Genomic DNA, 19,813 nt, shown 5'->3' on the forward strand with positions numbered 1-19,813 from the left:
TTGACTTCCTTGACTTCCTTGACTTCTGAGTCCGGAGAAAAGAGCGGATGCGGCGCGGCCCGCATCCGCTCGAAGGTGAGCGCGTCGATTAACGCGAAACCCCTGCCATACAGAGGTACTTGATCGACAGGTAATCCTCGATGCCGTACTTCGAGCCTTCGCGGCCGATGCCCGACTGCTTGACGCCGCCGAACGGTGCGACTTCGTTGGAGATCAGGCCCGTGTTGATGCCCACGATGCCGTATTCGAGCTGATCGGCCACGCGCCAGACGCGGCCGATGTCGCGGCTGTAGAAGTACGCGGCAAGCCCGTAGATCGAATCGTTCGCGAGCTGCACGACTTCGGCGTCGCTCGAAAAACGCACGATCGGCGCGACCGGTCCGAAGATTTCCTCGGAGAGCACCGCCATGCCGGGCTTCGCGTCGGCGAGCACGGTGGGTGCGTAGAAGTTGCCGCCGCGCTCGTGCGGCGCACCGCCCGTGACCGCGCGCGCGCCTTGCGCCACGGCGTCGCGCACGAGGCTGTCGACCTTGTTGCGCGCCGCTTCGGTGATGAGCGGTCCGATGTTCACGCCCTCGGCGAAACCGTCGTCCACCTTGAAGGCGGCCACCCGCGCGGCAAAGCGCCGGCAGAACTCGTCGTACACCGAATCGTGTACATAGAAGCGGTTCGCGCAGACGCAGGTTTGCCCCGCGTTGCGATACTTCGAAAGCAGTGCGCCTTCGATCGCGGCGTCGAGGTCCGCGTCGTCGAACACGATGAACGGTGCGTTGCCGCCGAGTTCGAGCGACACTTTCTTGACGGTATCCGAGCACTGACGCATCAGCAGACGGCCTACTTCGGTCGAGCCTGTGAACGTGAGCTTCTTGACGAGCGGGCTCGAAGTCATCTCGAGGCCGATCTCGCGCGACTTGCCCGTGACGATGTTGATCACGCCGGCGGGAATGCCGGCCTCCTCGGCCAGCGCCGCAAGCGCGAACGCGGAGAGCGGTGTCTCGTTGGCGGGCTTGATGACGATCGTGCAGCCGGCGGCCAGCGCGGGAGCGGCTTTGCGCGTAATCATCGCGGCCGGAAAATTCCACGGGGTGATCGCGGCGCACACACCCACCGGCTCCTTCGTCACGACCAGACGCTGGTCCGGGTTCGGGCTCGGGATCACATCGCCGTCGATGCGCTTGGCCTGCTCGCCGAACCACTCGATGAACGAGGCCGCGTAGCCGATCTCGCCACGTGCCTCCGCGAGCGGCTTGCCTTGCTCGCGGGTCATGATCTCGGCCAGCGCCTGCTGGTTCGCCATGATGAGCTCGAACCAGTTGCGCAGAAGGCGCGCGCGCTCCTTCGCCGTAGTGGCGCGCCACGCAGGGAAGGCGCGGTGCGCGGCCGCGATGGCCGCGCGCGCTTCGGCGGCGCCCATGTTCGGCACGTTCGCGATCAGCTCGCCCGTGGAGGGGTTGTAGACGTCGAGCGTGGCGCCGTCGTCGGCGTTGCGCCACTGGCCGTCGATATAGGCCTGCTCACGCAGCAGGCCGGGATGTTGCAGTGAATTCATGCGTGGCCCCTTAGTCCTGGTACTGCTGGGCAAGCAGGTTGTGGAAGTGCGCAATGCCGTGCTCGCTGACGCCGCTGCGCTGACTGTCGACCATGATGCGTCCCTGGCCGCGATAGCCGCGCGACTTCAGGCCCTTCTGCACGCTCTCCACGAGGCGCAGGTCTTCCGGGCGGAACACGGTGCGATACCACTCGATCAGCTTCTTCTGCTCTTCGGTCGGCTCGTCGTTCAGGAAGTAGATGTCATAGTGCTGCAGCGTGACTTCGGCGCTCATCGGAAATTCGTAGATGACCGTCATGAAGTCGCCGCCCGGCGGCACGTTGAACATCGTGCAGGGCCACGCCCAGTAACCGCTGAAGCTCGGGTCCTTCACGGACGGATCGAGCTTGAACGAACGCTCCGACGATTGCGCGTGACCGAACTGCAGCGTCCAGTTGCCGTGCAGCGTGTGCGTGTACTGGTCGATCTTCACGGAATCCGAGAAGCCGGGGTGCGCCGGGCCGCAGTGGTAGCACTCGAGGTAGTTATCTACGATCGACTTCCAGTTGGCCGGCGTCTCGGTCACGAAGCGAGCGGCGAGCTTGAGGTCGTCGATCACGGGGCAGGCCTTGCGAAGGCTGGCTTCGAGGCCCGGCAGTTGCGCTTCCACGCCCTCGGCGTCCGGGTTCAGGTTGATGAACACGAAGCCCGCGTACTCCTCTACGCGTACCGGCACGAGCGTCGAGTTTTCCTTGTCGAACGACTCCACGTGATCGCAGTTGTTGGCGTGCGCGAGCGCGCCGTCGAGCTTGAACGCCCAGGCGTGGTACGGGCAGGTGATAACGTTCTTCGCCTTGCCGCTGCCTTCGAGCAGCTGGTGGCCACGGTGCGGACAGACGTTATAGAAGGCGCGCAGCACCTTGTCTTTGCCGCGCACGAGCAGGATGCTCTCGCCCACCACTTCACGGGTCACGTAGGCATTCGCTTCGGCCAGTTCGCTGCGGTGCGCGACGCAGATCCAGGTGTTCTCGAAGATCCTTCTTTCTTCGGCCTTGTACACCGATTCAGAGGTGTAGTAGCTCGCCGGGATGGTCCAGGCGAGTTCGGGGTTGGCGCAGAAGTCGGCCGGCAACTTGGGGAGGTCGGGTTTTTTGTGGAATTCGATCGGGAGGTAGGTCATGGGGTCCGCCGTACTGGGAGTTAATTAACTGACAGTTACTATAAAACTATTGGTTAACTGAAATATAGGAGAAAACGGTCCGGCGGAGGATCGGGGTTATCCCGCACTGACCGCCCGGGTGGCGTGCGGGTTCGATGCAAGACGCCCATTCTTTCTGTTAAGAATCAATGGAAATTGACATTCGACGAACCAAATCGATTTCCGCATAGACGTCAATAGGAGGATGCGATAGTGCGACGAAACACTCCAGGGTGGGTACCATCGTTAACTGATGGTTTGTAGTTAACTGAAAGATAACCGTGTCGTGTCAGGAAACTGGAACTCCAGGTATCGGGACCGGCGCGGAAGGCGGGACCGTGCCATTCGCGGCCGCTTTCGCCACCCACAACTGGAGGAGACATGTCCCACGAGGCAATTGCCGAAACCTTGGCCAACGAACCTTCGCGCGCAAAATCGCGAATCGAATCACGCTCGATCGACTACGTGCCGCTTGCCGAACGCAAAGGCAAGGCCTGGCATCTATGGCCCGTGTGGTTCACGGGCGACGCCAATCTCGCGACCGTCGCGGCCGGTGCGATTGGCATCAGCATGGGCGGCAACCTGCTGTGGAGTGCGATCGCCATCGTGCTCGGCAACGTGCTGGGCACCTTCTTCATGGCGTTCCATTCAAGCCAGGGGCCGCAGCTCGGGCTGCCGCAGATGATCCAGTCGCGCCCGCAGTTCGGCTACATGGGAGCGCTGCTCGTGTGGGTGGTCGCGCTCGTCACCTATATCGGCTACAACTCGTTCAACCAGCTGATGGCGGGACAGACCGCGCATCACCTGCTGGGCACCGAGCCGCATCTGAGCTACATCGTGTTCACGGTGATCGCGGTTGCGCTCGCGGTGTTCGGCTATGACCTGATCCATAAGGCACAACGTTGGCTCGCGCTTGCGCTGCTCGCCGCGCTCACGATCTTCAGCATCGGCATGTGCCTGAAGGTGCCGTTCCCCACAGGCCAGCTGAGCCTCGCGGGCTTCAAGACCACGCCGTTCCTCGTGCAGCTTTTTTCGGCAGCGGCATATCAGCTCTCGTGGTCGATCTACGTTTCCGACTACTCGCGGTATCTGCCGCCCAATACCGGCGTGCGCGCCACCTTCTGGTGGACCTTCCTTGGCGCGCTCATTGGCGGCGTCTGGATGATGCTGGTGGGCACGGCGGCCGCGGCGCTCAACTCGCAGATCGAGATCTCCGACGCCGTCCAGCGCGCGGGCGACATGATCTTCCCGGGATTCGGTACGGTTACGCTGCTGCTCTCGCTGCTCGGATTGCTCGCCATCACGGGCCTGAACTTCTACGGTGCCTCGCTCACGCTGCTGAGCATCACGGACTCGTTCAAGCCGCTCAAGTCGAACGCGACCAAGCGCATCGTGAGCCTCGTCGTGGTGGCACTCGTAGCGACCTCGCTCGCGTTTTCGGCGTCGGACAACTTCATGGGCAAGTTCGGCGACTTCCTCGGCATTCTCGGCTATCTGTTCACGCCGTGGACCGCGATCAACCTCGTCGATTTCTTCATCGTGCGCCACTCGCATTACTCGGTGCGTGAGATCTTCAACCCGCGCGGCATTTACGGACGCTGGAACTGGCGTGGCCTGACCGCATACGGGGTGGGCTTTGCCGCGATGATCCCGTTCTTCAAGACAGAGCTCTATTCCGGACCGGTCGCGAATGCGCTGGGCGGCATCGACATCGCGATGCTCGTGGGCCTGCCCGTCGCGGCACTGGTCTATCTGTGGGCCTGTCGCTCGATCGACATCGAAAAAGAACGCCAGCTCGTGCGCGAAGCCGACCGTGGCCTGAACTGAACCTGACTCAACAACGACTACAACATGAATCAGACGAAGAAATTGCGGCCCGCCGTATTCGTTACGGCGGTGCTCGCACTCGCCTTGCTCCCGGTGGCCGCGCGCGCGCAAAGCAGTGTCACGCTTTACGGCGTGCTCGACGCGGGCATCACCTACGTCTCTAACGCGGGTAGCTCGCATCTGGTCAAGTTCGACGACGGCGTGACTTACGCGAACCGCTGGGGCCTGATGGGTACCGAAGACCTGGGCGGCGGGATGAAGGCCGTGTTCAAGCTGGAGAGCGGCTTTCATCTGGGTAACGGGCAAATCTCGAATGGCGGCTCGCTTTTTGGTCGCGCCGCTTATGCGGGTTTGCAGAACGACTGGGGCACACTCATGTTCGGCAATCAGTTCGACATGACGCGGGAAATGGTCTACCAGTACAACGCGTCCGCGTGGGCAAGCGGCTACGCCATCAACCAGGGTGACTTCGACCGCATGAACGGCGACCATCTGCCGAACGCCGTAAAGTTCATGTCGAGCACGTACGGCGGGTTTCAGTTCGGCGGCATGTACTCGTTCAGCAATGCGCCTGGCGATTTTCACAAGGGCAGCGCGTGGAGCGTCGGCGCGCAGTATCAGCACGGCCAGTTCTCGATGGGCACCGCCTATACGCAGCTGAACAACCCGTCGGGCATTTACGCGTTCGACCCGTACAACATGATCGGCGTGCGCACGTTCTTCGGCAGGCCGACCGTGAGCGTCGATCCTGCCACGGGCGCCGTCACGTCGCTGTATGCGGATACGCCTTTTCCGGTCGACAGGCAAGGTGCCTTCGGCGTGGGCGCGAGCTATGTCATCAACAAGGTCACGCTGATGGGTGCTTTCACGTACACGCAGATCAAGGCGTTTGGCGAGAGCGAACACATGCTGGTGGCCGAGGGCGGTGCGAACTGGCAGATCACGCCGGCGGCAAGTTTCGCGGGCGGCTATCAATACACGCACTTCGACGGCCACCACTGGAATCAGCTGTCTGCGGGTCTGCATTACCTGCTTTCGAAGCGCACGGACGTGTACATCTCGGGCGACTGGCTGCAGGCGTCGAACGGTGTGGATGCGGTGATCGGCTACAGCTTCACGCCTTCTTCGACGACGACGCAGGCCGACGTGCGCATCGGCATGCGCCACTCGTTCTGATGAAACTTCCTGCTTCCCCTGAGCTCAACGACCTGCGGGTGTTCTGCATGGTCGCCCGCAAGTCCAGCTTTAGCGCGGCCGCCGATGCGCTCGACGCCTCGGCGGCGTATGTGAGCAAGCGCGTGGGGATACTCGAAGCGAGCCTCGGCACGCGTTTGCTGCACCGCTCGACGCGCCGCGTGGCGATGACGGCCGCGGGCGAGCGCGTGTTCGCGTGGGCCGAGAAAATCCTCGACGACATGGAACAGCTCGTCGAAGACGTCTCCAGCACGCGGCGCGTTGCGCGCGGCACGCTGCGCGTGTCGAGCAGCTTCGGCTTCGGCCGCAAGTTCGTCGCACCGGCGCTGGCAGCCTTGTCGGATCGCTACCCGCAACTGGGTGTGCGGCTCGACCTGTTCGATCGCGTCGTGGACGTGGCGGGCGAAGGCTTCGATCTGGACGTGCGCATCGGCGACGAGATCGCTGGCCACCTGATTGCAAGGCGCCTTGCAACCAACTATCGCGTGCTTTGCGCCTCGCCGGCATACCTCGCGCAGCACGGCGAGCCGCGAACCGTCGCGGATCTGGAGGCGCACGCGTGCCTCGCGATCAAGGAGCGCGATCACCCATTCGGCGTCTGGCGTCTCGATGCGGGCGGCAAGACGGTCGCGGTGAAAGTGACGGGTCCGCTCTCGACGAATCACGGCGAGGCCGCAGTGCAATGGGCGCTGGCAGGGCGCGGCATCGTGCTGCGCTCGATCTGGGACGTGCAGCCCTTGCTCGACGAAGGGAGGCTGCGGCGCGTGCTGCCCGAGCTCACGCAGCCCGCCAGCGTGTGGGCCGTATTTCCCGAACGTCTTGCGCAGTCGGCGAAGGTGAAGGTGTGCGTGGACTTTCTCGCCGAAGCGTTCGCGCAGGCTGGGGTGGGCTGCGCGGCGCAGGCGCCATCACAGGGCACTTCGAAGCCGCAGAGCAGAACAACGCCGACGCTGGTTCACAGTCACACCACCGCCTAAGGCGTCTTCTGTCCCCCCGCAATCACCCGCTCCAACGACAGCTTCAAGTGACGCTGCATCGCCGCTTGCGCCTGAATCGCATCATGCGCCTCCAGCGCTTCGAGAATCACGAGATGTTCGTCGGGCACGGCGCCCCACGTCGTCTCGTTCTCGAAGTGGCCGCGCAGCTTTTCCGACAGCGGACTATGCCGCGCATCGAATAGCGAGCTGACGGTGCGCACCAGCACCTCATTGCCGGACATTTGCGCGATCGCGAGATGGAACGCGCGATCGGCCGCGACCGGAATTCTGCCGGCCTTTACTTCGCGCGCCATCTCGTTGTAGATGGCGCGCAGCATCTTCAGATCTTTCGGTTTGCAGAACGGTGCGACGCTCGCGATGATCGAGCCTTCGATCAGGCAGCGCGCGCCGAGGATGTCGAGCAGGCTATCGCCGAGTTCGGCCTGCGACAGCGACGCATCATTCTGAGCGGACGGCGTCGCGCACAGGTAGACGCCCGAGCCCATGCGAATCTCGACGAGCCCTTCCAGTTCCAGCGCGACCAGTGCCTCGCGCACCGACGGCCGCGACACGCCGAGCGTCTCCGCCAGTGCGCGCTCGGGCGGCAGGCGGCCGTTCGGCGCGAACTCCGGCTGAGCGATCAGCTCGCGCAATTTCTCCGCGATCTGAAGATAGAGGCGGCGAGTGTCGGCAGGTCTGGTGGTCACGAAACGATTCCCGGCGATGTAGCTTGTGCAAGCCCCATAAGGCGAGCGCCGATTGTAGATCGAAGCGCCCGGCGCGCAAATCGTGCGTGCTCGGCGGCGCGGCGACAGCGTTCGGGGTTTCCCCCAACTCCGTGTAAATTGGCTTGACCAGTATCGCACGCGCCGTTATTTTTGCAAATTGGTAAGGCCGGATTGACGCCACGGAGACGCCAGCCGTGCAGCCCTGCTGGTCGCTCCGCATCCCGACACCCGATCAATTTCTCCATGACGATGAAGACTGTGCACGCACGACGGCTAACGACGCGGGCCGCAAATCCGCAGTAGATCTGTAGCAGACCCCGGCAGCACACCGGCGGCCACGAGGCCGCATGGTTCATCCAAATAGAGTAGATGCCAGCCCAGGAGGAGACGGTTTCATGAAGAAGAAGATGCGTTGGGTAGTGATTTTTCTGTGCTTTCTCGCGATCGCGGTGAACTACATCGATCGTGCGAATCTCGCGGTCGCCGCGCCGCAAATCGAAAAGGCGCTCGGCATCGGCCCCGCCGAGATGGGCTTCATCCTGAGCGGATTCTTCTGGACCTACGCGTTGATGCAGATGCCGTTCGGCTGGTTCGTCGATCGTGTCGGCGCGCGCATCGCGTTGCCGCTCGCGGTCGGGTGGTGGTCGGTGTTTACCGCGGCCACCGCGGTCACGACCAGCGTCGCGGGCATGTTCGGCTGCCGCCTGTTGCTCGGCGTCGGCGAGGCGGGCGCGTATCCGTCCTGCGCGAAGCTCGTCAGCCAATGGTTCGAGCCCAAGGAGCGCGCGATCGCGACCAGCATCTTCGATAGCGGCTCGCGGGTCGGCTCGGCGCTGTCGATTCCCGTGGTCGCGCTGATCATCGGCACGCTCGGCTGGAAGGCTGCTTTTGTCCTCACCGGCTTGCTCGGCGCGGTGTGGATCGTCGGCTGGTTCGTGATTTATCGGAATCCCGTGCAGGACGCGATGGAGACCGCGCGCAACGCTGCGCCGGCGGCTCGAGCGAGAGGCGGCCAGGACAACGTGACGTGGGCATCGCTGTTTCGCCATCGCACGCTGTGGGGCATGATGCTCGGCTTCTTCTGCCTGAACTTCGTGATCTACTTCTTCATTACGTGGTTTCCGAGCTATCTCGTGCAGACGCGCGGCTTCTCGCTGAAATCGCTCGGCACGCTCGGCATGATTCCGGCGCTGATCGCGATTCCGGGCGGCTGGCTGGGCGGCTATGTGTCCGACGCGCTGTTCCGGCGCGGCTGGAGCCTGACGGCTGCGCGCAAGACCTGCATGGTCGGCGGCATGCTGGTGTCGTCGGTGATCACGCTGTCGGCGTTCACGGAGAACACGTATCTGATGCTCGCGTTCTTCGGTATCGCCTATGGCAGCCTCGCGTTCGCCGCGGCGAGCATCTGGTCGCTGCCCTGCGATGTCGCGCCGACACCGCGCCATGTCGCGTCGATCGGCGGCATCCAGAACTTTGCGTCGAATCTGGCGGGGATCGTGATCACGACGTTCACCGGCGTGATGGTCGCGATGACGAAGGGCTCGTTCACGATCCCGCTCGTCGTCGCGGGCGGCTTCTGCTTTCTCGGCGCGTTCAGCTATCTTTTCATCGTGGGACGCATCGAGCCGCTGTCGCTGGAATCGGAAAGCCGCGATCTGCCGAAGGGCGCGCGCTCCACGATCTGACGTATTCTGTGTCAACGCATACGGATAACCCTGTTTTCGAGGCTTCTCATGTCGACTCAAGCTAGCGTCGCGTCCGCGATCATCCGCCTGCACCCCGGCGACGACGTCATCATCGCGACCCGGCAGTTGTTGCCGGGCACGCGCATCGAGGCGGAACAACTGGTCGTCGCCGGACTGATTCCACCGGGGCACAAGATCGCGACGCGCAACATCGCGCAAGGCGAGCCGGTCAAGCGCTACAACCAGATCATCGGCGTCGCGCGTGAGGCGATCGCGCGCGGCCAGCATGTTCACACGCACAATCTCGGCATGTCGGAGTTCGCGCGCGAGCACGCGTTCGGCGTCGATGCGCAGCCGACGGTCTACGTCGACGAACCCGCGCATTTCATGGGCATTCGCCGCGACGACGGCCGCATCGCGACGCGCAATTACATCGGCATTCTGACCAGTGTGAACTGCTCGGCGACGGTCGCGCGCGCGATTGCCGATCATTTCCGGCGCGACGTGCGTCCCGACGCGCTCGCCGACTATCCGAACGTCGACGGCGTGATCGCCTTGACGCACGGGCTCGGCTGCGGCATCGACATGCAAGGCGAGGGCATTGCGATCCTGCGTCGCACACTGGCCGGTTACGCGGTGCATCCGAACTTCGCGTCGGCGCTGTTCGTCGGGCTAGGCTGCGAGACGAATCAGATCGACGGCGTGCTCGCCGCGGGCGGTCTCGACGCCAGCACGACGAAGCTGCGCAGCTTCACGATCCAGGACAGCGGCGGTACGCGCAAGACGATCGAACTCGGTATCGCGATGGTGCGCGAGATGCTCGTCGACGCGAACCGCGTGCAGCGCGTGCCGGTGCCGGCTTCGCATCTATGCGTCGGTCTGCAATGCGGCGGTTCGGACGGCTACTCTGGCATCTCCGCGAATCCGGCGCTCGGCGCCGCGGTCGATCGGCTCGTGCGGCACGGCGGCACCGCGATCCTGTCGGAGACGCCGGAAATCTACGGCGCCGAGCATCTGCTGACGCGGCGTGCGGTGAGCGCCGCGGTCGGCGACAAGCTGCTCGCGCGCATCGCATGGTGGCAGGACTATTGCGCGCGCAATGGCGGCGCGATGGACAACAACCCATCGGCGGGCAACAAGGTGGGCGGCCTGACGACGATCCTCGAAAAATCGCTCGGCGCGGTCGCGAAGGGCGGCACGACGAATCTGGTCGACGTCTACGAATACGCGCAGCCGATCGCCGCGAAGGGCTTCGTGTTCATGGATTCGCCCGGCTACGATCCGGTGTCGGCGACGGGACAGGTCGCCTCGGGCGCGAACCTGATCTGCTTCACGACCGGGCGCGGCTCCGCCTATGGCTGCGCGCCGTCGCCGTCGTTGAAGCTGGCGACCAACACCGCGTTGTGGGAGCGCCAGCAGGACGACATCGATATCAATTGCGGCGGTGTGGTCGACGGCAGCGCGAGCATCGACGAACTCGGCGAAGCGATCTTTCGCATGATGCTCGACTGCGCGTCCGGCACGCGCACGAAGAGCGAGCTGCACGGCTATGGGCAAAGCGAGTTCGTGCCGTGGCAGGTCGGCGTGGTGACCTGAGCGGGTGCATTGCAGCGACACAACCGAATAGCCGAACGGATCACGCATTGGAGGATGCAATTGGAACGCCGTCTTTATTCAGGCCGCGAGGTGAAGCGCGCGCAGCGGCTCTGCCCGTCTGACGAACTGGAGATATCCGATGCAGCACGAACCGATCTCCGCGACCCGCGGTAACGAAGCCGTCGCCGCGCTGCGCGCGGCGCTCGGCGCTGACATCGTGAGCCTGCCGGCCGAATTTGGCGGGCGGCAGTTCGCGGACTGGAGCGGCACGCCATCGACCGATCCGATCGCGCTGATCCGCCCGCGCACGACCGAAGAGGTCGCCACCGCGCTCAGGATCTGCCATCAATTCCGGCAGCCGGTCGTCACGCAAGGCGGCATGACCGGGCACGCGGGCGGCGCCTGCGTGCTTGGCGGGGAGGTCGCGCTGAGCGTCGAGCGGATGAACGGCGTCATCGACATCGATCCGGTCAGCGCGACGATGACCGTGTTCGCGGGCACACCGCTGCAGGTCGTGCAGGAAGCGGCCGATCACGCCGGCTTCATGTTCGCGCTCGACCTCGGCGCGCGCGGCAGTTGCACGATCGGCGGCAACATCGCGACCAATGCGGGCGGCAATCGAGTGATCCGCTACGGGATGATGCGCGACCAGGTGCTCGACGTCGAAGCGGTGCTCGCCGACGGCAGCGTGATCGGCGGCGAGCGCAAGATGATCAAGAACAATACCGGCTACGACCTGCGCAACCTGCTGACGGGCAGCGAGGGCACGCTCGCGGTCATCACGCGCGCGGTGCTGCGCCTGCGGGCCAAGCCGCGCGCGATCTCGACCGCATGGTGCGGCATGCCGGACTACGCGGCGGTGACCACGCTGCTCGGCCGCGCGCAGGAGCGGCTGCCGGCCGGCGTGTCCGCGTTCGAGGTCATGTGGCCGAGCTATTGCGACTTCGTGCGGCAACGCCTGCCCGAACTGCGCGTGCCGCTCGCGAGCGATCACGCCTACTACGTATTGCTCGAGACTTGCGGCGCGGACCCGGAACGGCAGTCGGCGGCTTTCGAGGAATTCCTCGCCGACATGTTGAACGCCGGCGTGATCGCCGACGCCGCAATCGCGCAATCGGACGCGGACGCCGCGGCGTTCTGGGCGATTCGCGACGCGCCAGCCGAATATCCGCGCCTGATCCCGGGACGCGTCTCGTTCGACATCAGCTTCGCGGTCGCGCAGGCGGGCGACGCGGCGCAGCGCTGCGACGAGCGGTTGCGCGCGCGCTGGCCGCAAGCGACGATCCTCGTCTATGGGCATCTCGGCGACGGCAATCTGCACGTGGTGGTGCAAGAACCTGGCTGGACCGACGAGGCCATCGACGACGTCAAGCGCGTCGTCTATGAACTGACGGGGGAAATGGGCGGCTCGGTATCGGCCGAGCATGGGATCGGCGAGGAGAAGCTGGGCGTGCTCGGCCTGTCACGCTCGCCGGCCGAACTCGCCGCGATGAAGGCGATCAAGCTCGCGCTCGATCCGCACAATCTCCTGAACCCTGGCAAGGTGATCGCAATGTAGTGTGCGCGGCGCGAATCTGCGTGCGCAGCCACGGCGCTTTCAGCCGCTCGGGAACGCGCGCAGCATGTTGCGCGAGTCGCTTGCTCAGGCACTCGATCTCGCCGAGCGCGACGTGTTCGAATTCGGCGGGGCGCAGTGCGATCGCATCGTTGCGAACGTACTCACGAAAATATCCGGCGGCGCGTCATGGCATCGGCGACGCGGTACGCCGGAGCTGTGCCGATTCAGGCGTCTTCGCCGGTTGCGAATACGCCGTTTTCCGGTGCCGTCCGTTCGACGTCGATGCATTGCACGCGCCAGTGGCCGCTCGCGAGGATGCGGCCGTGTTCGGCGCACCACTGCACGCGGCCGACCTCGCCTTCGAACGGCCCGTCGAGCTGATTCAGATCGAGCCCCTCGAGCACGCAGACCGGCGCGGAGCTATGCGGCGCGCACACGAGCGTATTGCCGCAATCCATCTGCAACGCGCCCCATTCGGGCAACTCGAGCCCGAAATGACCTTCGCGCGACCATTGCCGCGTGTCCTTGTCGAGCCAGAGAATGGCGAAGGCCATCGGGTTGACACGATCGAACGTGTCGAGATGAACAGTCAAACGCATGACATGTCTCCGCAATGTATACAACTGATTCGCATTGCCGGCGCCATCGCGCGTCGGCAGCGGGCCCGCTGCGTGCGCATCGAGTCCTTATTGGCTAAGTACCCATTGCACGAGCGTGTACGCGTCCTGCGCCGATAACGGCCCACCGCGCTCGGCTCGGGCTCGCCATAGGCAACGCCGGCCGTCAGCGCGGACGCCGAGCACACGAGCAGACAGTTTCGGATTCGCGCAATCACGGCACGTACTCCCGCATCAGGAATAAGATCAGTGTACGGGCGGCGAAACCGCCCTTATTGACTTCGATCAAACGGTCTACGGCGCGGGCCGATCGCGCGACACAATGGCGCGCCTACGCTGATGAGAACGGCGCGCGCCTTGCTGTCTGCCATGACGGCAGCTTGTCGCCGCCGAAGCTTCTGGAGGAGAACCCGATGCGAGCGATGGTGTTCGACGGCAGCTCGGCGACGCTGACCGAGCGGGAAGTGCCTGATCCGCGGCCCGGTGCCGGGGAGATCCTGATCGACGTTCATGCGTGCGGCGTGTGCCGCACGGACCTGCATCTGGTCGACCGCGAGCTCGAGCATCCAAAGCGGCCGGTGATTCCCGGCCACGAAATCGTCGGCGTGGTGGCCGAATTGGGCGCGGGCGTCAGCGGTTTCACGGTGGGCGAGCGGGTCGGCGTGCCGTGGGTCGGGCGCACCTGCGGCCACTGCCGCTACTGTCTGTCCGCCCGCGAAAATCTCTGCGACGACGCTGGCTTCACCGGCTACACGATCGACGGCGGCTACGCCGAGCGCACGGTCGCCGATAGCCGCTACTGCTTCCATCTGCCGCCGCACTACAGCAATATCGAGGCCGCGCCGCTGCTGTGCGCGGGTCTGATCGGCTATCGCACGTTGAGCATGGCGGGCGATGCCGAACGGATCGGCATCTACGGTTTCGGCGCGGCCGCGCATCTCGTCGCGCAGGTGGCGCGTCACCAGCAGCGCACCGTCTATGCGTTCACGCGTCCCGGCGACCACGCGGCCCAGCAACTCGCGCTGCGCCTCGGCGCGGCATGGGCCGGCGGCAGCAACGAGGCGCCGCCCGGCGAACTCGACGCCGCGCTGCTGTTCGCGCCGGTCGGCGCACTGGTGCCGCTGGCGTTGCAGGCGGTCGCGAAAGGCGGCGTGGTGGTGTGCGGCGGCATTCATATGAGCGACATTCCGTCGTTCCCGTACGCGTTTCTGTGGGGCGAGCGGCGGGTGGTGTCGGTCGCGAATCTGACCCGCGACGATGGGCTTCAGTTCATGCGCAGCGCCGCCGAGACGCAGCTCGCGATCGAGACGACGACTTACGCGTTGCGCGACGCGAACCGCGCGCTCGACGATCTGCGCAACGGCAACCTGACCGGCGCGGCCGTGCTCGCGGTCCGCCCGTGATCCGCTAGCGAGCCGTTGGCGCTTGATACAGATCAAGCCGCGCGCCGCGTCGGCGTTCATCATGTAAGCGCGAACCGTTGGCGTCCCCGTCACGGGCCGAGGTGTGAAGCGACGCGGTCGGCGCGCCGCCTCGCGGTGCGACGATCCGAGGAGAGCCGATGAACACTGCTGCCGGGCGCAACACCTTCCACCGCGTGATGATCGCGTCCGCGGGCGGCAGCGGACTGCCGCTCGGCACGGGCGTCGCCCGGCAGTTGGTCGCGGCGGATGCGCGCTTTCGTCTCGTCGATATCGTTTGCAATCCTGCCGCGCTTTATCCGACGCTGATGCTCAGCTATCCGGACTGGTGCGAGGCGCATCGCGCGATGCTGCACGGCGCGCAGGCCGCGCTGCGCGACGCGGTGATCGCGTTGCACGGCGTCGTCGCGGCGACCGACGCCGAGATCGTCGATCTCACCGCGCTGCATCAGGGCGCGGCCGAAGCGCTCGCCCACACGGCGACGCAATGGGACGCGGATCTGGTCGCGGTGGCCGCGCATCCGCGTGAACATCGCTGGGACAGCCGTATCGATCCCGAGGAACTGGTCGCGTCGATCGGGCGTCCGGTGCTGTACATGCCGGCGAGGTCGACCGACGCGAGCGATGCCTCGGCGGTGAGCCGCGTGCTGGTCGCGATCGATGGCAGCGACACCGCGCTCGACGCGCTGCGCACCGCGCTCGCGGTAGCGCCGCCCGACGCGCGCATCAAGGTCGTCTACGCGGCCGACGACCGCTTCGCGTGGTGCGAATGGCTGCCGTTCGAAGTCGTGTCGCAGCATCGAATCGATGTCTTGCGGCGCGGCGCGGCGATGCTCGAACAAAGCCGGCGCGCGGCCGAAACCGCGTTGCTCGAGTTCGACGATGATTCCGGCGATGCGTCGAGCGCGATTCTCGACGAAGCGCAACGCTGGCACGCGGACCTGATCGTGATGGGTTCGCACGGCATGCGCGGCGCGCCGCACCCGTTGCCGGGGCACGTGACGTCGCGCACGCTGCGCGACGCGGCGTGTCCCGTGCTCGTGTGTCCGCGCGGCGCGTCGTCACTGCGGGCGGACGACGTGCCGCACGGCGAGTGGCGGGAGCCGTATCCGGGCAGTCCGGGCGGGCCCTTTTATCTGTAGCGGGAGCGCGCCACGCGCGTTGACAAATCCAACCTCAGTGGAGAATCGGCATGTACCAACATATCCTCGTCGCGCTAGACGGCAGTACTTTCTCGAAACGCGCGCTGAAAGAAGCGGTGAATCTCGCCGCGTTGACGAAGGGCGTCGTGCATCCGGTTTATGTGGTCGACAAGACGCCGCTCTTTTCCTATGCCGGCTATTACGACCCGCTCACGCTCGTCGAAGCCTTGCGCCAGGACGGCCAATTGGTGCTGGAGGAGGCCGAACAGGCCTGCGCCGCCGCCGATGTGCCTTGCCGCCCTGAAATGATCGAGTCGGAGAGCCTGTCCGACGACGTCGCCGCGATCGTGCTGCGCCACGGCGAGCAGATCCGTGCCGATCTGCTTGTGCTGGGCACGCATGGGCGACGCGGCGTGCGGCGCCTCGTGATCGGCAGCGTGGCGGAGCGGGTGCTGCGTTTCTCGACCTGTCCGGTGCTGCTCATGCGCGAGCCAAGCACCGAGGATGCGCCCGCAGAGTAACCCGCGACAGCGGGGCGCGGCAGCGCGTGAACATTACGCGAGCGCGTCGGCCGGTATCTGGATCGAGATCCTGAAGCCATGGCCCGGCGAGCTGGTGAACGACACGTTGCCGCGCAACTGCCGCACGCGTTCGCGAATGCCGAGCAAACCGAATGAATCTGTTCCCTGCGACCGATCCAGCGCGACACCCACGCCGTCATCCTCGATATCGAGCGATACGATGGGGCCCGCGCAGGTCATGTCGATGCGTACGCGGCTGGCCTTGGCGTGCCGCGCGACGTTCGTCAACGCCTCCTGAACGATGCGAAACAGCGCCGTCGCCGCGAATTCGCCGCACACCGGCTCGGCCGGTTCGAGATGCACGCTCGAGCGCACGTCGTAGCGTTTCGTGAAGTCTTCGGCCAGCCAGTCGAGCGCGGCGGCGAGCCCGAGGTCGTCGAGCAGCGGGGCCGCAGATCGGCGGCGATACGCCGCAGCGAAGCGGCCATCCAGTCGATCTGCTTTTGCAGTTCATGCGTCTGCGCGGCCAGCGGCTCGGTGTCGGCCTGGCTTTTCAGCTTCGCTTCGAGCAGCGCGACGCTCATTTTCAGCGCGGTAAGCCGTTGGCCGAGATCGTCGTGCAGTTCGCGCGCCATACGTTTTTGCTCGTTTTCGCGGGCGATCTGCACGTGCGTGGATACCTGATCCGCGCGTTCGAGTTCCGCGAGGCGCATACGCTCGGTCAGGTCGCGCGTGATCTTGGCGAAGCCGAGCAGCGCGCCCGACGCGTCGTGCACGGCGGAAACGACCACGTTGGCCCAGAAACGCGAGCCGTCGCGACGTACGCGCCAACCCTCGTCCTCGGTGCGGCCTACGGCTGCGGCGATTTCCAGTTCGCGGGCGGGCTTGCCGGCCGCGATGTCTTCCGGGGTATAGAACTTCGAGAAATGCTGGCCGATGATTTCTTCGGGCGTGTAGCCCTTGATGCGCTGTGCGCCGGGATTCCAACTGGTCACGCGGCCGGACACGTCGAGCATGAAGATCGCATAGTCCTGAACCGCATCGATCAACATGAAATAGCGATCCTCGACTGGCACGTCCGACAAGGACGCCGCACTGGTGAAGCAGGAAGACTCGCCGCTCGACAGACCCATCGCTCCTCCGGGTGGTCACGCAAGGTCGCGCACCGCAACGCACCGAGTTATATCAGTTCGGGAGCGCTTGTTCCACCCCGCATGTCCCGCGAACGAACGTGAGGCGAGCGTCGCGTCGGCGTTCAAACCCGAGCCAGTCCTTCCGCGTCTTCGATGCGGATCGTTTTGCCGTTCGCCTTGACGAGGCGCTCGCGCTGGAACTTCGAGAACATCCGGCTCACCGTTTCGAGCTTCATGCCCAGAAAGCAGCCGATTTCCTCGCGGGTCATGCGCAAATGAAACTCCGCCGCGGAGAAGCCGCGCGCCTTGAAGCGCTTCGACAGATTCAGCAGAAACGTCGCGACGCGCTGTTCGGCGGTCATCGTGCCGAGCAGCATCATCTGGCTCGATTCGCGCACGATCTCGCTGCTCATCATCTGGTAGATGTGATGCTGCATCGGCTTCATCTCGCGACAGATCGCCTCGAGCTGCGCGAACGGAATGATGCACACGACGCTGTCTTCGAGCGCGATCGCATCGCAATTCTGCTTGCCCTCGCCGATGCCGTCGAGGCCGAGCGAGTCGCCGGCGATCTGGAAGCCGGTCACGTGCTCGCGGCCGTCGCGATGCATGACCACGGTCTTGAACGATCCGGCGCGGATCGCGTAGAGGCTTTGAAACGCATCGCCCGCGCGATACAGCGCATCACCGCGTTTGATCGAGCGCGTCGAGCAGATCAACGTGTCGAGTCGGCTCAGTTCGTCGGATGTCAGCTCGGGCGGCATGCAGATCGCGCGCATCGCGCAGGTGGAGCAGCGCGGCACGGCGTAGCGTGTGGCCGCGGTGCGTGGCACGACGTGGATCGGTACGACGTGCGAAGTGCGGGGCGCGTCGTGGCGGGGTTCACAGACTGTGGCAACTTGCATGCTCGGCTCCTGGCGGTCAGACCGGATGCGCATGACGCGCATAGGCAATCGCTTCGATGGCACGGCAGGCGAGTTCGAACTCCGAGGTCTTGTCGAAGCAGAAGTCGGCGCCCGCCGCTTCGCACGCTCGGCGAAACGCCGTCGTGCAATGATTGGTCAACACGATGCTGACGATGGACGGCCGCGCCCGCGACAGCGCCGCGAGCAGCAGCAGATTGGTCTTGCCCGAGAAGGACGGGTCCAGCACCGCGACATCGGCGCGACTCGCGACGATGTCGTCGAACGTGTGCTCGACGCCCGCGGACTCGCCGACGATTTCGATGCCGGGAATCAGCGCGATCAGGCAAGCAAGCCGGCGCCGGACCTCGGTCGCATCGTCGACGAGGAAGACTCTCGATAAGGTGGCTGGCGGGGCGGTGTCCATACCGACCAGTATTGGCGACCTCATCTCAGAAATATATCGGCGGGGATTTAAGCGGCGCTAGGAGTTCGGGTAGTGTTGTAGGAATATTCCTAGTGCATGGCTGGCGATGGGGTATGTAGCCGAGTGCGAGTACACGGCTACTTTCGACGTGACGGCTTCGAAGGTCGCAGGCATGCAGTTGATTAAGTAATCACGGAACAAGCCGATAAAGACCCATTGACCTGCGTCAAGCCGCGCGGCGGCGCGCGCTTCACACTGTCGGCGCGGATACGCGACGGCACCGCTTCGGTTCATGCCAGCGCTTTCACAGGGAGTCCAACATGTATGCACGAATTCTGGTTGCGCTCGACGACAGTCCCAGCGCGCAGCGCGCCTTTGCCGAGGCGCTGAAGCTCGCGAAGCTGACGGGCGCCACACTCGAAGCCTGCTGCGTGGTAGGGCACGGCAAGTGGTCGGACAATGCCGATGTGGCTTTCGAGCCGGAACCGGCGGCCGCGGCGCAAGAATTCGCCAGCCGCGCGCTCGATGCGCCGCGCGAGTTGATGCGCGAGGCGCAGGTGCCCGGCGGCGTGCGGGTGATCGACGCGTACGCCGAAAGCGTGTCCGCGGTGCTCGCGCGCGTCGCCGACGAAATCGAAGCCGATCTGATCGTGATGGGCACGCACGGCCGCCACGGCGTGCAGCGCTTTCTGCTCGGCAGCGTCGCGGAGTCGCTCGTGCGTGCGACCGACAAGCCGGTGCTGATCGTGCGGCATGACGAACACGGGCACGCGCGGCCCTGAAGCGCCGCGTCGCGCAGCCGTGGCGCGATCGCGTGGGAGCGGCCGCGCTGCAGCCTGGTTTTCGCGGCTCAGGTGAGTTCGTGTTCGGCGCAGGCCGGGACTGACCGATCGCGCGTCGCGCCGTTCGCGTGCGCGGGAACCATCAGCACGGGGCAGCTGGCGCTGCGCAGCACGCGCTCGGCGACGCTGCCGAGCATCAGTCGTTGAACACCACGGCGGCCGTGCGTGCCCATCACGATCGCGTCGGCGTGCCATTCGAGCGCCGCCTCGACGATGCGATGCGCGACGTCTTCGCCGGTGATCGCGGCTTCGACGGTGCGGGCCGTGCCCTTGCTCCCGCGCGCGGTCATCCGGCTCTGGGCATCGGCCGCGATCCGCTTGCCTTCCTCGATGAAGGCGTCCTGGATCACGCAAGGGTCGAAGCCGGGCGCGTCGTAGGCGATGACGGGCACGTCGATCACGTACAGCGGCTGCAGCTCGGCGCCCGATTCGGCGGCAAGGGTCAGCGCGGCGTCGAACGCACGGGAGGCGGTGTCGCTGCCATCGAGCGCGACGAGTAGGCGGTGAAACATGGCGG

At 65.2% G+C, this 19,813-nt stretch carries 17 protein-coding genes and 2 pseudogenes; 11 read left to right on the forward strand and 8 right to left on the reverse strand.

The window, feature by feature from the left end; translation table 11 throughout:
- Positions 1 to 88: 88 nt before the first annotated feature.
- Entirely contained in the window at positions 89 to 1,549 is a 1,461-nt protein-coding gene (locus OKW26_RS15625; protein WP_184067806.1) for an NAD-dependent succinate-semialdehyde dehydrogenase, read from the reverse strand.
- Between the two features lie 10 nt (positions 1,550 to 1,559).
- Positions 1,560 to 2,708 carry an aromatic ring-hydroxylating oxygenase subunit alpha gene (locus OKW26_RS15630; protein ID WP_429354311.1) on the reverse strand — a complete coding sequence of 383 codons (1,149 nt, stop codon included), beginning with the start codon at positions 2,706 to 2,708 and terminating at the stop codon, positions 1,560 to 1,562.
- Positions 2,709 to 3,107: 399 nt separating this feature from the next.
- Here OKW26_RS15630 and OKW26_RS15635 point away from each other — a divergent pair, with 399 nt between their 5' ends.
- From OKW26_RS15635 to OKW26_RS15645, 3 genes are read left to right on the forward strand one after another with little or no spacing between them, the layout of a single operon-like run.
- On the forward strand, positions 3,108 to 4,553 hold the full coding sequence (locus OKW26_RS15635) for a purine-cytosine permease family protein (protein WP_429354312.1): 1,446 nt from the start codon (positions 3,108 to 3,110) through the stop codon (positions 4,551 to 4,553).
- A gap of 24 nt (positions 4,554 to 4,577) precedes the next feature.
- The gene (locus tag OKW26_RS15640) at positions 4,578 to 5,729 is read left to right on the forward strand and encodes a porin (RefSeq protein WP_429354313.1); all 1,152 of its coding nucleotides are present in this window, start codon (positions 4,578 to 4,580) and stop codon (positions 5,727 to 5,729) included.
- Positions 5,729 to 6,724, forward strand: a complete 996-nt coding sequence (locus OKW26_RS15645) for a LysR substrate-binding domain-containing protein (RefSeq protein WP_187615660.1) — start codon at positions 5,729 to 5,731, stop codon at positions 6,722 to 6,724. Before OKW26_RS15640 ends, OKW26_RS15645 begins: the two co-directional genes overlap by 1 nt.
- Here OKW26_RS15645 and OKW26_RS15650 read toward each other — a convergent pair.
- Positions 6,721 to 7,431 carry a FadR/GntR family transcriptional regulator gene (locus OKW26_RS15650; RefSeq protein ID WP_429354314.1) on the reverse strand — a complete coding sequence of 237 codons (711 nt, stop codon included), beginning with the start codon at positions 7,429 to 7,431 and terminating at the stop codon, positions 6,721 to 6,723. The genes OKW26_RS15645 and OKW26_RS15650 overlap by 4 nt on opposite strands.
- 416 nt (positions 7,432 to 7,847) lie before the next feature.
- Between OKW26_RS15650 and OKW26_RS15655 the strand changes: the two genes are divergently transcribed.
- From OKW26_RS15655 to OKW26_RS15670, 4 genes and pseudogenes are all read left to right on the forward strand, one after another.
- Entirely contained in the window at positions 7,848 to 9,137 is a 1,290-nt protein-coding gene (locus OKW26_RS15655) for an MFS transporter (RefSeq protein ID WP_429354315.1), read from the forward strand.
- Positions 9,138 to 9,185: 48 nt separating this feature from the next.
- Positions 9,186 to 10,733 carry a UxaA family hydrolase gene (locus OKW26_RS15660; RefSeq protein ID WP_429354316.1) on the forward strand — a complete coding sequence of 516 codons (1,548 nt, stop codon included), beginning with the start codon at positions 9,186 to 9,188 and terminating at the stop codon, positions 10,731 to 10,733.
- Positions 10,734 to 10,872: 139 nt separating this feature from the next.
- Positions 10,873 to 12,291 carry an FAD-binding oxidoreductase gene (locus OKW26_RS15665; protein ID WP_429354317.1) on the forward strand — a complete coding sequence of 473 codons (1,419 nt, stop codon included), beginning with the start codon at positions 10,873 to 10,875 and terminating at the stop codon, positions 12,289 to 12,291.
- Between the two features lie 55 nt (positions 12,292 to 12,346).
- Positions 12,347 to 12,466: pseudogene (locus OKW26_RS15670) on the forward strand (RNA polymerase sigma factor); the annotation flags it as partial.
- A gap of 49 nt (positions 12,467 to 12,515) precedes the next feature.
- Here the strand turns inward: OKW26_RS15670 and OKW26_RS15675 are convergent.
- The gene (locus tag OKW26_RS15675; protein ID WP_429354318.1) at positions 12,516 to 12,890 is read right to left on the reverse strand and encodes a DUF3564 domain-containing protein; all 375 of its coding nucleotides are present in this window, start codon (positions 12,888 to 12,890) and stop codon (positions 12,516 to 12,518) included.
- A gap of 431 nt (positions 12,891 to 13,321) precedes the next feature.
- On the opposite strand from OKW26_RS15675, the gene OKW26_RS15680 reads away from it, so the two are divergent.
- From OKW26_RS15680 to OKW26_RS15690, 3 genes are all read left to right on the forward strand, one after another.
- Positions 13,322 to 14,311: a zinc-dependent alcohol dehydrogenase family protein gene (locus OKW26_RS15680; RefSeq protein WP_429354319.1), complete on the forward strand. Its 990-nt coding sequence runs from the start codon at positions 13,322 to 13,324 to the stop codon at positions 14,309 to 14,311.
- Positions 14,312 to 14,469: 158 nt separating this feature from the next.
- Positions 14,470 to 15,471 carry a universal stress protein gene (locus OKW26_RS15685; protein WP_429354320.1) on the forward strand — a complete coding sequence of 334 codons (1,002 nt, stop codon included), beginning with the start codon at positions 14,470 to 14,472 and terminating at the stop codon, positions 15,469 to 15,471.
- A gap of 50 nt (positions 15,472 to 15,521) precedes the next feature.
- Positions 15,522 to 15,992, forward strand: a complete 471-nt coding sequence (locus OKW26_RS15690; RefSeq protein ID WP_429354321.1) for a universal stress protein — start codon at positions 15,522 to 15,524, stop codon at positions 15,990 to 15,992.
- Between the two features lie 33 nt (positions 15,993 to 16,025).
- Here the strand turns inward: OKW26_RS15690 and OKW26_RS15695 are convergent.
- From OKW26_RS15695 to OKW26_RS15705, 3 genes and pseudogenes are all read right to left on the reverse strand, one after another.
- Positions 16,026 to 17,125: pseudogene (locus OKW26_RS15695) on the reverse strand (PAS domain-containing sensor histidine kinase).
- A gap of 122 nt (positions 17,126 to 17,247) precedes the next feature.
- Complete coding sequence (gene fnr, locus OKW26_RS15700; RefSeq protein ID WP_429354322.1) at positions 17,248 to 18,030, reverse strand: fumarate/nitrate reduction transcriptional regulator Fnr; 783 nt, start codon at positions 18,028 to 18,030, stop codon at positions 17,248 to 17,250.
- Positions 18,031 to 18,046: 16 nt separating this feature from the next.
- Entirely contained in the window at positions 18,047 to 18,454 is a 408-nt protein-coding gene (locus OKW26_RS15705; protein WP_187615650.1) for a response regulator, read from the reverse strand.
- Between the two features lie 320 nt (positions 18,455 to 18,774).
- Between OKW26_RS15705 and OKW26_RS15710 the strand changes: the two genes are divergently transcribed.
- A complete protein-coding gene (locus tag OKW26_RS15710; RefSeq protein ID WP_184044907.1) occupies positions 18,775 to 19,236 on the forward strand; it encodes a universal stress protein in 462 nt (153 codons plus the stop codon).
- 68 nt (positions 19,237 to 19,304) lie between these two features.
- Here OKW26_RS15710 and OKW26_RS15715 read toward each other — a convergent pair whose 3' ends face one another.
- Positions 19,305 to 19,808, reverse strand: coding sequence for a universal stress protein (locus tag OKW26_RS15715; protein WP_429354323.1), 504 nt, complete (start codon positions 19,806 to 19,808; stop codon positions 19,305 to 19,307).
- Between the last annotated feature and the right edge of the window lie 5 nt (positions 19,809 to 19,813).

Source organism: Paraburkholderia sp. 32 (assembly GCF_050435345.1).
Classification (GTDB): Bacteria; Pseudomonadota; Gammaproteobacteria; order Burkholderiales; family Burkholderiaceae; genus Paraburkholderia; species Paraburkholderia tuberum.